The 14,376-nt window shown below is 36.5% G+C and carries 8 protein-coding genes and 1 pseudogene; 6 read left to right on the top strand and 3 right to left on the bottom strand.

Going from position 1 to position 14,376, the window contains the following annotated elements; genetic code table 11:
- Nucleotides 1-238: 238 nt before the first annotated feature.
- From F6K06_RS33915 to F6K06_RS12105, 5 genes are all read left to right on the top strand, one after another.
- The gene (locus F6K06_RS33915) at nucleotides 239-439 is read left to right on the top strand and encodes a hypothetical protein (RefSeq protein ID WP_124154394.1); all 201 of its coding nucleotides are present in this window, start codon (nucleotides 239-241) and stop codon (nucleotides 437-439) included.
- A gap of 468 nt (nucleotides 440-907) precedes the next feature.
- The gene (locus F6K06_RS12120) at nucleotides 908-1,405 is read left to right on the top strand and encodes a hypothetical protein (protein ID WP_124147124.1); all 498 of its coding nucleotides are present in this window, start codon (nucleotides 908-910) and stop codon (nucleotides 1,403-1,405) included.
- A gap of 46 nt (nucleotides 1,406-1,451) precedes the next feature.
- Nucleotides 1,452-1,643: a hypothetical protein gene (locus F6K06_RS12115; RefSeq protein WP_124147125.1), complete on the top strand. Its 192-nt coding sequence runs from the start codon at nucleotides 1,452-1,454 to the stop codon at nucleotides 1,641-1,643.
- Between the two features lie 954 nt (nucleotides 1,644-2,597).
- Nucleotides 2,598-4,268: a ShlB/FhaC/HecB family hemolysin secretion/activation protein gene (locus tag F6K06_RS12110; protein ID WP_287241169.1), complete on the top strand. Its 1,671-nt coding sequence runs from the start codon at nucleotides 2,598-2,600 to the stop codon at nucleotides 4,266-4,268.
- A gap of 1,000 nt (nucleotides 4,269-5,268) precedes the next feature.
- Nucleotides 5,269-7,926 carry a CHAT domain-containing protein gene (locus tag F6K06_RS12105; RefSeq protein WP_287241167.1) on the top strand — a complete coding sequence of 886 codons (2,658 nt, stop codon included), beginning with the start codon at nucleotides 5,269-5,271 and terminating at the stop codon, nucleotides 7,924-7,926.
- A 546-nt stretch (nucleotides 7,927-8,472) separates the two neighbouring features.
- Here F6K06_RS12105 and F6K06_RS12100 read toward each other — a convergent pair.
- Nucleotides 8,473-9,573 (bottom strand): heat-inducible transcriptional repressor HrcA, encoded by a 1,101-nt coding sequence (locus F6K06_RS12100; RefSeq protein WP_353734876.1) that lies wholly within the window; start codon nucleotides 9,571-9,573, stop codon nucleotides 8,473-8,475.
- A gap of 1,009 nt (nucleotides 9,574-10,582) precedes the next feature.
- Nucleotides 10,583-10,945 carry a rhodanese-like domain-containing protein gene (locus F6K06_RS12095; protein WP_124144466.1) on the bottom strand — a complete coding sequence of 121 codons (363 nt, stop codon included), beginning with the start codon at nucleotides 10,943-10,945 and terminating at the stop codon, nucleotides 10,583-10,585.
- A 522-nt stretch (nucleotides 10,946-11,467) separates the two neighbouring features.
- On the opposite strand from F6K06_RS12095, the pseudogene F6K06_RS12090 reads away from it, so the two are divergent.
- Nucleotides 11,468-11,945, top strand: a pseudogene (locus F6K06_RS12090) (RNA-guided endonuclease InsQ/TnpB family protein); the annotation flags it as partial.
- Nucleotides 11,946-12,702: 757 nt separating this feature from the next.
- Here the strand turns inward: F6K06_RS12090 and F6K06_RS12085 are convergent.
- Complete coding sequence (locus F6K06_RS12085) at nucleotides 12,703-14,007, bottom strand: homoserine dehydrogenase (RefSeq protein ID WP_287241204.1); 1,305 nt, start codon at nucleotides 14,005-14,007, stop codon at nucleotides 12,703-12,705.
- Between the last annotated feature and the right edge of the window lie 369 nt (nucleotides 14,008-14,376).

Genomic DNA, 14,376 nt, shown 5'->3' with positions numbered 1-14,376 from the left:
AGATAGTTAATCTAGGAGTCAGGAGTCAGGAGTCAGGAGTCAGGGGGGAAGAGAATGCGCGAAACATTTGCTCTTGGATGAAGATGAAAAATTTTTTTATACCGAACCCGAGCGGATTTGATATAACTGGATAAATACTACCTCTAGTACCATTCTATTTCTGGCTATATTTTTTTCTCAAAAATCTGTTAATTCTCAAATCATTCCAGATCAAACATTAGGCAAAGAAAATTAAGTTATTAACAGTATCGATCAATTAAAAGAACAGATAGAAGGTGGAGTAATTAGAGGTGCAAATTTATTTCATAGTTTTCAGGAATTTAATGTTGGGGAAGGTCGCAGCGTCTACTTCACAAATCCAACAGGCATTGAAAATATATTACTCCCTTCCCGCCAAAAGATTACCTATTTGATCATCATCAAAACTACATTATTTTAATTCAGGGTTGATGATGACTAATATCATGTCCGGTTGAACAGTTATAAATAAACGACGAAGGAGTCAGGAGACAGGAGACAGGAGACAGGAGGGTAGAAAGAATGAAGAAGGAGAAAGTTTTTTTATCACTAATTATCCGGACATGATATAAATTACTGAAAAATAGGACATTTAGGTGAAGCGATAGCTTGCGCTGACTTGTCAGTTCGCCAACTGGATTGGGATTTATGGCCAAAACTATACTACAAACATCAAAAACAGTATTTAAGGAAAAGATTACTAGCAATTAGATACCTATATGAGGGAAAAAGTAGAATAGAAGTATCAGAATTATTAAATTGTAATTACAAAACTTGATCAACTTGGATAGATAAATTTCTGGAAGCAGGGTTAAATGAATTAACCAAACCAATTTGTCATCAAGTATCTTCAAGATTAAATTGAGAACAAAAACAAGAATTAAAAAGAATGTTTAGGGAAGAATTACCCAGAAACTATGGCATAGATAGAAATATATGGACAGGCCAAATTATTAGTACTGTGCTCGAGTCAAGATGGGAAGTGAAGTTAAAAATAACCAGAATCTATGAAATACTCAAGGAGTTAAATAAGTCAAATCCAAAAGCACATAGAGATGATGCTAATGCTCACAAAGAAGAGCAAAAAACATTGATATCAAACTTAAAAAAAAACTCTCTTCTCAAGAAGAAAAAGAAAAAAATAGTATTTTTTGACGAATTTGCTGTTGATGAACGTCCCAGTATTTTTTACGGATGGGCAGAAAAGAACACAGGGTCAAAAGTACTCAGTAATCAGAAAGGAAAGAGAAAGAAATTGAACGGGATGATTGCCGTAGATACTTTGACAGGTCAAGAGTATTTCCAGTTAAAAGAAAAATCGCTCATCGGAGGATGTTTCAGATTATTTTTGACAACTGTGTCTTTTTTGTGTCAAAAATGGATTTGATCAACTGACTATTATTTGAGATAAAAATTCCACAGATAAAAAGAAAATGAGAACTCAATTACTTGCACATCTTGTGGAACCCAAAATGTCAAATCAAATTGTGGTAGATTTTATTGATACTCCGAGTTATTCTCCTAATTTTAATCTAGCTGAATATATTATTTATCTGTTAACAATGAAACTGCTGCATCATCTTCCCTTGGGTGTAAATATGGAACAAATTCAATATAAGGCATGAAAAATACTTTGAATTCAATCAGCTTCAAACAGCACAACAAATTCAAAATATAATTCACCATATTTATGCCTTAGTCAATTGTTAGGTAATCTTATAGCGGGAAGGGAGTAATATCAATTTGGAAAAATAATTTTACGAATAATCAGAACAATTAAATGACTTTATAGGAGATGTCCCTTGGAGTAAAAATATCAATTATGACCTAATAAATGGTATCAAAGCTATTTATTATGACTCCTGACTTCCCCTCCTGAGAAAGGTTAGAGGTGGGTTTATTCCTAAGAAATAACCTATTTCTTTGTAGCAAAAATTTATTAATTTGGTATAACACACTCCATTGTTACAGTGTGTGATGGCCAAACTTCCATAAATGCTTGAATACATAATAAATGGTATCGCCACATACTCTACTTTTTCTATCAATCAACCGTCTCTAAGTTGGCAAATTTGATCATTATTTTCTCGGTTGAATATTAGGGAAATAGAAAAAAAAGAAGTATAACTATGGATAAAATAGCCTAATGATGGGTGAGACATTAGAGTTGTCGCTAAATAAAGGGAAAAAATCACTCTAACCTAGACAGAGCAATAATTCCCAGCATTTTTGCCATCCAATAACTACAATCCTTACAGAACAAGGTTTTTGGGGAATTTTTAAGTTATAAAGCGACAAGTCTATTCCACGCCCTTATAAAATTATGTTGGGTATTTTATCATTTTCTTTGTGGGTTTAATACCCCACCGTCAACGGGGGTGTTCACGCATTACTTGGGGGAGCGAATCCCCATGTAATTTTCCTCCTGTCTCCTGTCTCCTGTCTCCTGTCTCCTGTCTCCTTCTTCAAGTTGGGTCTTAACACTAAGCCATGAAAGGACACTATAAAAAAAAATTTATTATTTCAATGACCAAATTTTATTATTTGCTTAGGCAGGACCTCAACCTCGAAAAAAAGTTATGATTGTCTGGATAATAATTCTGATTTCTTTGTCTTATCTTTCTGCTTCTGAACCTGCCACTGCTCAAACAACTCCCAGGCCAGTTAACCCTAACCCTCAACCCATACCAGATGTAGAACCATTACCTCCACCAGATGATTTGCTCCAACCTCCACCAGTACCATCTCTATCTCCCCAGTCACCTCCTCTGCAAATTCCAGGTCAAATTACAGTAACCCAATTTGTAGTTGTTGGTAGTACGGTTTTTAGTTCCACAGAATTGGCGGAAATTCTTGAACCTTTTACAGATCGTCCTATTTCTTTTGCCGAATTACTAGAAGCACAAACAGCAGTAACTCAGCTATATTTCGATCGAGGATATGTTACTTCTGGGGCATTTATTCCCCCACAAACTTTGCAAGATGGTACAGTTACAATAGAAGTGATAGAAGGGATAGTTGAAGTAATTGAAATTTCGGGGTTAAAACGACTTAATTCTGGTTATATTCGCAGTCGAATTGAATCTGGTATTAAAACACCTTTAAATCAAGATGATTTATTTCAATCTTTACAGTTACTTCAGCTTGACCCTTTAGTTGAGAGATTATCTGCTAATTTAACAGCAGGTTCTCGTCCTGGTTTGAGTAGGTTAGAGGTTGAGGTGGAAGAAGCACCTGCTTTTTTTGCTCAACTTTCTGCTGATAATTTACGTTCTCCTAGTGTGGGTACTGTTCGTCGCCAAGTTCAACTTTCTCATAGTAATTTGACTGGGTTTGGCGATCGCCTGAATGCGACTTATTACAATACAGATGGTAGTGATACTCTTGATGACTTTAGTTATACTATCCCCATTAATTCTAAAAATGGGACTATTAGTTTACGTCATCGTCGCACCAGTAGTGAAATTATTGAAGATCCTTTTAATGAACTAGATATTGAAACAAATTCTCGTACTTATGAGATGAGTTTTCGCCAACCTATTTATCAAACTCTTAGTAAAGAAATTGCTCTGGGTTTAATGGGTTCTGTAGAAGAATCAAAAACTACTCTTTCCGATGACCCTTTTCCCGATCCAAATGATGGGGAGATTAGAATTTCTTCAGTTCGTTTTTTTCAGGAATATACTTCTAGGAGTACTAATGATGTGTTTGTGGCACGGTCAGAATTTTCTCTAGGAATAAATGCTTTTGATGCTACTGTTAATAGTAATGCTCCAGATGGGAGATATTTTTCTTGGCGGGGACAAGCACAATATTTACGTTTATTTGCACCAGATACAGTTTTTTTAATTCGGTCAGATATTCAATTAGCACCTAGAAGTTTGTTTCCCCAAGAACAGTTTAGCTTGGGAGGTGGATTAAGTGTGAGGGGATATCGTCAAGATGCTTTACTTGGTGATAATGGTTTGTTTATTTCTAGTGAGTTTCGGTTTCCTATTCTGCGGGTGCGAGACTTGGATGCTACTTTACAATTAACTCCTTTTGTTGATTTTGGTACTGTTTGGAATAGTAATGAAGTTGAATTAGTAGAGGAAACTTTATCTTCTGTAGGTGTGGGTTTAAGAATTCAAGTAGGAACTCGTTTTTCGGCTCAATTAGATTGGGGAATACCTTTTGTAGATATAGAGACAAATGGAGATTCATTACAGGAAGAAGGGATATATTTTTATCTGAAATACAGAGCTTTCTAATTAGGGTTTGCGCATGGTAAAGTCTTTTGGTAGAGGTAGGAGACAGGAGACAGGAGACAGGAGAAACGGGAAATGAGCGAGGAGGTAGGAGTAAGAATTGTCCCAAGATTGTTCTTTCCTTAGTTTGCCTTTTATGTTAACTTTTTGAGGGTTTTAGATTAAAACCAGTGCACTTTTTGGGAATTAAAGAATACTCAAACCTTTACTTGTCAATGGTTTGATATTTTATCAGTAAGCCATAATTATTTATTAATTAATTAAATGTTCACAAATTTTTAAGCTATAAAAAATATAATATTAGATAATTGATTATATTTTGCTCGAAAAAAAATACTATAGCAGGGAACAGGGAATAGGCAAAAAGCAACAGGCAACGAGCAACAGTAGGAAAAACATTTCTCTGTCTAAGGTTTATCATCAGCATAAGTCAAACACCAATTCGTTCTTTGCTATATACTAATTTTCTCAAAAATTAAGATAATACTTTTCCTCAAAAAATACTTTCATAAAATTTTATGCTTTACCGAAAAATTCAGGTATAAATCCTCTTATATCATGTTCGGTTGAATACTTATAAATACCTGTTGTGAGGAGTCAGGAGTCAGGAGTCAGGAGTCAGGAGAGAAGAAAGGAGAAAAAGAGGAAATATTGGATAAAAATAAAGATAATTTCAGTATTTATTTGGTACAGTTGATACTGTCAATTATTAAATTTTATAGCAATATGATTTGAGTTGTGAAATATTGGAGACTTTAATAAATTATACTAGCTATTTTTAAGCATATCCGATCGATGTCTACATTTTTGTAGCATTCTTTTTTCAAATTGGTATAAGAATAAGAAAACTGCTATATTCTATGCTTTAAAGGAAAACCTCAATTCTCACATCTGATTCCTGATTGCTATATTTGTAACTGATTATCCGAACATGATATTCTTTATAAGAATAGGTAATTCTAAATTCTAAATTCTAAATTCTAAATTATTTTGTAGCAAATATATGCTTAAAGTCTTTCTTATTTCTTCTGCCTTCTGCCTTCTGCCTTCTGCCTTAATTTTAGGTATTCAAGTAAAGCAAGTTCAGGCAGTTTACCTAAATAATAATCTAGTTAAAAAAAGTAAAATAAATGGGGATGTACTAACTCAAGCATTGACCATATCAGCTAGTAATTTAGAACTACAAGCACAAAAACTTTTTGAAAAAGGAGATTTTTCTGCAAGTATACCTCTGTTAGAAGTAGCTATTAATAATTATGCCACTCAAGGAGATAATTATAGTCAGATCAGAGCGCTAAGAAATTTAGGTTTAGTTTATCTCAAACTAGGAAAATGGCAAGATGCTGAAGCAGCTTTAAATAATTGTTTAAATTTAATCCAACAAACATCAAATCTTCAAAAAACTGAAAAAATTACAGCTAGCGTTCTAGAAGTAAAAGGTCAGTTAAAATTATCTATTGGTCAAGCAGAAGTAGCTTTAGATACTTGGAAAGAAGCCAGTCAAATTTATGAAAAAATTGACGATTATTTAGGGTTTACTCGTAGTGGAATTAATCAAGCTCAGGCTTTACAAGCTTTGGGTTTATATTCTCAAGCATTTAAACAATTAACAAGAGCTAAACAAAATCTGGAAGAACAACCAGATACAATAATTAAAGCAAAAGCACTACAAAGTTTGGGTGATGTGCTTCGAGGAATAGGTCAACTATCAGAATCTCAAAAAGTTTTAGAGTCTAGTTTAGTCATAGCAGAAAATTTACAAGCAACAGAAGAAATAGCGATAATTTTAATTAGTTTAGGTAATACAGCTATCCTTTTAGATAATCCCCAAGCTGCTAATTTATTCTATCAACGAGCTATTCAGGAATCACCTATAGTAGAAATTAAAACTCAAGCAATGCTCAATCAGTTAAATTTATCTGTAGAACAAAAGCAATATTTAACGGCAACAGAATTAGTCACAAATATAGATGATTTGTTAAACCAATTATCTGCTTCTCAGCCAGGTATTTATGCCAGAATTAATCTGGCTCAGAATTTAATAGAATTAAGAAAAGAAGTTTTCGCAAATGACAGTAATAAACCATTATATCCACCAGCAAAAATTGCTGATTACTTAGTTACAGCAGTACAACAAGCAAGAAGTTTAGAAGATGCAAGGGCAGAATCTTATGGTTTAGGAACTTTGGGAACTTTATATGAACATAATCAGCAATGGAATGAGGCTAGAGAGTTAACAGAAAAAGCTTTAATTTTGGCTCAAAGTATTAATGCTGCTGATATTTCTTATCAGTGGGAATGGCAATTAGGTCGGATTTTAACAGTTACAGGAAATAAAAACGAAGCGATACTAGCTTATTCTCAATCAGTAAAAAATCTCCAAGCTTTGCGGAGTGATATAGTTGCTGTTAGTTCAGAATTAAAGTTTGATTTTAGGGATAGTGTAGAACCAATTTATCGTGAATTAGTAGAGTTACTTTTAGAACCTTCTACACCTGGAAAACAAGATATTAATCAAAAAAATTTGAAACAAGCACGACAAGTAATTGAAGCTTTGCAGTTAGCTGAACTAGATAATTTTTTTCGTAATGCTTGTTTAGATACTAAACCTGTAGAAGTAGACCGCGTAGACAAAAATGCAGCTATTTTTTATACAATAATTTTGCGCGATCGCTTGGCAGTAATATTAGCCATACCAGAAAAACCTTTGGTTTATTACAGCACTAATATATCAAGAGCGGAAGTAGACTCAAAAATTGAAACTATGCTAACAGCTCTCACATTTCCGCAAAAGCGAATTTTTATTGAAAACTATTTGGAACCTGCGGCAGAAATTTATCAATGGCTAATTTATCCTGCTGAAGAGTTATTGCGAGATAGTCAGATAAAAACCTTAGTATTTGTATTAGAAGGAAGGTTGCGAAGTATTCCTTTAGCTAGTCTTTATAATGATGATAGTAAGGAATATGTAATTCAGAACTATAATGTGGCGATCGCTCCTAGTCTAGAATTAATCGATCCTAAACCACTAGCACGAAAAAAACTGGAAGTACTGGGAATGGGAATAACTGAAAGTCGTCAAGGTTTTCCACCACTGCCAAATGTGAGACAAGAGTTAAAAGATATTCAAGCTCAAGCTTCTAGTGAGATTTTGCTAAATGAGTTGTTTACAGAAAATGAAGCTAATACCGAAGTCGCTGATACTCCTTACCAAGTAATTCACATTGCAACCCATGGCGAATTTAGTTCTAATGTTGAAGATACATTTATTCTGACCTGGGATGATAGGATTAATGTTGAAGAGTTACGAAGTATGATTAAATCTGGCGTTCAACAAACGCGTCCTGTAGAATTATTAGTATTGAGTGCTTGTCGTACTGCAACTGGAGATGAGCGAGCAACATTGGGGTTAGCGGGAGTTGCAGTCAGAGCAGGAGCAAGAAGTACCATTGCTAGTCTGTGGTATGTGAGTGATGAAGCAACTGCTGTGTTGATGAAAAATTTATATGAACAGTTGACCGACTCAACAATCACTAAAGCAGAAGCTTTACGTCGAGCGCAACGAAAAATTTTACGAGACGCTCAAATAAGAGAGGTAAATTCAGAATTTGAGCATCCCTACTTTTGGTCAACTTTTGTTTTAGTAGGGAATTGGTTATAGAAGTCAAAAGTCAAAAGTCAAAAGTTAAAAGTGAGAAGTTAGAAGTTAAAATTTAGAAGTCAGGAATCAGGAGGAAAGAAAAGGTTATATCAAATCCGGTAGCATCGCTGTAATTAGATAGTTAATTTAGGAGTCAGGAGTCAACCCACCCCTCCCCCCTCCCCCTCCCAGGAGGGGAAGGACCTCCTCAGGAGGGAAGAGAATGCGCGAAACATTTGCTATTGGATGAAGATGAAAATTTTTTTTATACCGAACCCGAGCGGATTTGATATTAGAAGGGAGAAAGTTTTTTTATCGTGCTATTATCCGGACATGATTATAAAAATAAAAAAAGAATGCTACGAATAATGGCGCTGGTGATTTGAGGTATGATATCTTGTCCGGATAATTACTGATAGAACTCAATTCTGCGCTCCACGTTTTCGGTACGGAATGCTGCACCTCACCTGTCGCGTAGCGTTAACGTGTGTTGTGCGCCAGCTAAACAAAAAACTTTCTTCCCTACTTACTCCTAACTTTTGACTTCTAACTTTTGACTTCTGACTTCTAACTTCCTCCAATAGCTTCTGAGAGAAAATCTGCTGTAGATTTAACTATGGCGATCGCATTCTCATAAACCATTCTCGTTGGCCCCAAAACTCCTACACTTCCCAGTGGAGTTGTCCCATTCCCATAAGTTGCAGAAATCAGGGCACAACCTTGGATGGGTTCTAGAGGATTTTCCGAACCTATTCTTACTGTCACCTGGTTATCTGTACTGGGAACTTCAAATATTAAAGGCCACAACTGCTCCTGTTCTTCTTCTAATAGTTGAATAATAGTTTGAACCTGTTGCATTTTAGAGAATTCTGGTAAACGCAATACTTCTGCTATGCCACTAATCAGAATCCTAGTGTACTCTGGTGTCTGACAACGGAGAGCTAAACTTTCCAACAGATTTTTGATTGACTCAGCATACTTCTCAAACTCCCGGTCTAGCTCCGTCCAATCTAATGAAGATAATTCTCCTATTGCTCGTCCTCGTAGTTGGCTATTCAAAAAATTTGATAATATTTGTAACTCTCTGTCAATATCTTCTGGGTCAGGCAGTACAGAATTCTCTGGTAAATCTTTGCCATGTTTTTTCTGATTTACAGCCCTCAAGTCCATCATCAGAGACTGAGTTTCATAGGTATTTGTTACCACAATTAGCATGATTTTTTCTGCTTCCACTTGTACCAGTTGTAGATGTCGTAACTTAGCGGTGGCAGTTTGGGGCATTGTCACTAGGGTAATATAACCACTTAGAGTAGCCAAAATTTGAGCCGATCCTTGAAGTAGGGCCTCTAGGCGACTTTCTGGCAAATTCAATTGTTTTTGTAAAAGTTCTTCAACTTCAAAAGCCAGAGTTTCTGAAGGTTTCATTAATTGGTCAACATATATTCGGTATCCTGAGTCCGAAGGAACTCTTCCAGCTGAAGTATGAGGTTGATATAAAAGTCCTATTTTTTCCAGAAAGCTCATCCCAGTGCGAATTGTCGCTGGACTAACACTGAGATTGTACTCTTCTGCTAGAGATTTGGAGCCAACTGGTTCTGCCGTTGCAATATAATGACGAACTGTTGCCCATAGTATATGTTGATGACGATTATTAAGATTAACTTGCAGTGACATGGACGTAGAGAAAGTATATTAGGTAAAGTGCCAGACAATAGCAAAAAATATGATGTTAGTTAATCATAACACCAAAGTTATTTTTCTTTATATAACTTATACTTCGTTATTATCTACTCATATTTATCTTAGTTTGTAGATATAGCAGGGAACAGCGGTGCAACTCCGTGTCAACAATAAAGATGGGAAGGAAGCGCCACCTGTGGGCATCTGAGCAAACCAAGCTAGTATCTGGTAGCGCACTCCTGTGAGTCAACAAGCAACAACGAAAAATATTTCTCTGTCTAAATATCAAGTCTCATTAATTAGACGTAATAAAAATTCTCTTCTCAAGATACAGCCTATTTCAGATTAGTAAGGTACACCAGTCGCAGGCAAGATGCCTACACTACAAATACTTTACCATTCTTCTGTGTATATCATTTACCTGAAATCTCCTGTAATTGAGAACTTTATATCAAATCCGGTAACATTGGTGTAATTAGATTCATAGTGTGGGGACCTACCCCCAACCCCTCTCAGGAGGTGAATGTGGGGAAATAAAGAAATATTTGGCAATGGCTGAAAATGGAACATTTTTTTTATACTGAACCCGAGCGGATTTGATCTAAAATCTTCCAACCGTAGCAAATATAAAATTTGCAATATTTTATGTTAGAGCTGATTTATTAACTGAGCTGTTTGCGCAGCATTCCGCAGGAAAACTCTTATGCTATCTAGGTCTCATAAATTTCTACTTTACTGGCCTACAATCGGTAAAACCTTTGTCCTGTAAGAAATTCAGCCTCTTAATATTTACTTTTTGAAGAAGGAGACAGGAGACAGGAGACAGGAGACAGGAGACAGGAGACAGGAGACAGGAGGAAAATTACATGGGGATTCGCTCCCCCAAGTAATGCGTGAACACCCCCGTTGACGGTGGGGTATTAAACCCACAAAGAAAATGATAAATCAGCTCTTAGGTAACTAAAGTTTGCCGGAAATGAAAAGTTCCGAATTCTGACTAATAGCGAAGTATACTTTTATCTACTACCATTGAGTAGGCATCAATACCACCAATAATATTTTTCACATTTGTAAAACCCTGACTCTTCAACCATTGGCACATTTGAGCTGAACGTATACCATGATGACACAAGACTAGAGTTTCTTTCTCATGGTCTAAATGGACATGAATTTGGTCTGACCATTCAGAAAATTTACTTAAAGATAAAACTTTAAAACCTTTGATAGAAGCTATTTCTACTTCTCGATCTTCCCGAACATCAACTAATTGTAAATTTTCAGGAATACCATCTGTTAACCGGTCTGCTAGTTCTTCGACAGTAATATCTAGTAAAGGTCCTTCGGAAGATTGTTGTGACATTTGAGAGAGTGGAGTTAATGACTTTGTATTAACGGTCGAGTTATAGAAAGCTTTTCAACATTACTATAAATTTAGTGTAAAACTATATAATTTTTTCTTATTTTAGTCAAGTAGACAAATTTTTGAAGTTTGCCATCGCTTATTCTTGATTAAATATTCTGGTATGAGAGAGTTTTTTTGTGTCTTGAGTGGGTCTTACATTCTGGGGAGGCCCAAGAATTAGGCACTCGCTTTTTGAGAGGCAGCTCTCACTAAACTAATCTACCGTATTATAGGCCAAATTCACTGTTCGACTAATGCCTCTTAAAACTACTGCCCATTTTGTATTAAAATTTAATAGCAATTTTACTCCTAATGGACTGTGGTAGCTAACGAATCATACCTTTCATCCGACAGATATAAATACGAATTTGTTGTATCTACAACACAAGCAAGCATCAATGCAGGCTTGAAGGAATACCTGGATACCATCGATCAGCCTGAGGTGTCTCGTTTCTTTCTTGACGAAGATGGGGAGCACAACTTAAGATAGCTAGGCTGCATAGGCGAGTAGCGAACATCCGCAAAGATGCACTTCATAAATTGACAACATACGCAAGCCAAAAACCACGGCACAATTGTCATAGAAGATTTGAACGTTAGTGGAATGTTATCTAACCATAACCCACCCCCATCCCCTCCCTGGAGGGGAGCTAGAGGGGTGGGTGCAAACCAAGGATTTTACGAGTTCAGGCGACAGCTAGAATATAAATGCCAATGGTACTGTTCAGAGTTAGTAGTAGTAGATAGATTTTTTCCATCATCAAAGACTTGTTGCAGGTGTGGTCACGTCCAAGATATGCCGTTAAGCCTGAGAACGTATGATTGCCCTGACTGTGGCTTGTCAATAGATAGAGATTTAAACGCAAGTATCAATTTGCGAAATGCGGTCGGCTTGATCGTGAATGCCTGTGGACGGAGTGCTGCCGACAGTTCCGGTGGTTTGCGTAGCATTCCGTAGGAAAGCAGGAAGTAAACAGTAGAATATCACTCTATGTGACGTTTTATATCGGTTTTATGAAGCAGCATAAGCCATATACTCTGAAACAAATTATTGACATGACAGGGGGTGTAAACCCCTTAGATATACCGGATGAAACTCCTGATGATGACGAAAGAATACAAAAATTGGAAAAGATCAAGTTTATTGGATGATTTTTGGTAAAGATAGGCTTGCCGCTAAACGTAAACATTAGGGATCTGCAAGTTGTGAATTTGGGAAGCTCTGTGGAAAATGTGATGTCAAATTCTCTGACTATCAGGATTTAACAACATCAATCACATTGATTCATAAAGAGAATATAAAGAAAGTTTAGTTCCAGTCAAATTAGGTGTTATGATCAAGTATAACTGATCTATATTTTAACTAATCAGTCGTCTACCTGCCATCGCTGTTACCAGCTCATCAAACAACCAGAAATCTTGCGGGCAGTAACTCAGTTCCACTGGTGATCGTCAACCGTTACTTGCAATGTCTAATTAACCGGATTCTATATTACTCATATCTAATCTTAGTTTCGGTTTGTTGTACCACGCACTGTTATTTTTACCCTATTTGCTCTATTTGTGCAACAAAGCCCGCACGCATACGAAATTATACACCATTTGTAGGGGGCTAACGACCGTTAGCCCCCTACAAATGGTGGTTATGCGTGAGTCCTGTTGAAGTTAATTTTTTCGGGCGTTGATGTTTAATTGCCATCGGATTTTTTTTATTTCTACAACACCCTCAATACACTAGGAATACTATCAATAACATCTAATGATTGAATTTCCTCTAATGCTTGCCGGAAGTTACCTTCTTTTACATCATGGGTGACAACCACTATTTCTGCAAGTCGATCATGTACTCCTGTTTGCACTACAGATTCTAAACTGACATCATGACTGCCAAAAAAAGTACCCAGTTTACCAATAACACCAGGGTGGTCTTTTGTCAGGAAGCGGGCATAAAATCTGGTAACAAGTTCTGCCATTGATGCTGTTTCACAATAATGTTGATGAGTACAACTTAACAATGGGTGAGCAATAGGTTCAGTTTCTGTTTTGAGGATGGCAGCGATACTCATAATGTCGGAAACAACTGCACTTGCTGTGGGACCTGAACCTGCACCCGGCCCGAAAAACATTACTTGTCCAATGGGTTCTCCTTCTACCAGGATAGCGTTATAAACATCATTAATACTTGCGAGGGGGTGAGTTTTTGGCACGAGGGTAGGATGTACTCTCAGTTGTAATTCGTCTGTGGTGGGGTTGGTATTGTTGGGGTCGCATTTGGCGATCGCTAATAATTTGATGACAAAGTCTAGTCTGTCAGCATAAGCAATATCAGCTGCCGTTACTTGACGAATACCTTCGCAATGAATATCTTCTAATTTAATTAGACCACCGAAAGCAAGAGAAGCCAAAATTGCGATTTTATCTTTGGCATCTAACCCATCTACATCTGCAGTGGGGTCAGCTTCTGCATAACCTAAATTTTGAGCATCGGCAAGAACATCTGCAAAGTCTGCTCCCTCTTTTTGCATTCTGGTGAGGATGTAATTAGTTGTCCCGTTAATGATACCGATAACCGAATGAATGCGATTAACTCCCAAAGATTCTTTGAGGGGTTGAATAACAGGGATACCGCCACCCACTGCTGCTTCTAACATGACATAAACACCTTTTTCATTCGCTGCTTCAAAAATTTCTGGACCATAGCGAGAGATCACAGCTTTATTGGCGGTGACGACGTGTTTGCCATGGGCAATAGCTTTGAGCATTAGGCTTCTTGCGGGTTCCAACCCACCGATAAGTTCTACTATAATATCTATCTGTGGGTCAGTAGCGATCGCTTCTAAATCTGTTGTTAAAATATCTGAAGGTAGATTAATATCTCTGGTTTTGGAGATATCGCGCACTCCCACTCGATGTATTTCCAGTTCCTGAATTAAAGGATGACGACCTTCTGGGGATAGCAAAATTTTTGCTGTCCCTATACCGACTGTACCTAATCCCAACAAACCAATTTTGAATCCCACGATTGTTAACCCATAATGAATTAAATATTTTGAGCAAGGTTCAGCCATAATAGCTGAATACTATCCTAAATATTAACAAATAAATCGAACAAAAAATAGTCTTTTTAGGAAAAATATTATGTCCGGTTAAATACTGGTTATTCAAAGAGTAGGGAAGCGCTGAGAGTAATACCAAATCTCAAAAATTTTTCTATGTTTTCTTGAGTGTGGGAGATGGAGACCCATCCCTAATATCATGTCCGCTTGAATAGTGATACTTTGGAGGGGGGTTGCACATTCTGGAATGATATTGCCAAAAATTAGTTTAGACTTTGACTAAAAATAACCATTAATTAATCATTCTAGCAATTGATTAATCCACAATCCAAT

It is taken from the genome of Okeania sp. SIO1H4, from assembly GCF_010672695.1.
GTDB lineage: Bacteria > Cyanobacteriota > Cyanobacteriia > Cyanobacteriales > Microcoleaceae > Okeania > Okeania hirsuta.
Note: the sequence above shows the minus strand (reverse complement) of the source record. Positions and strands in the feature narration are given on the sequence as shown.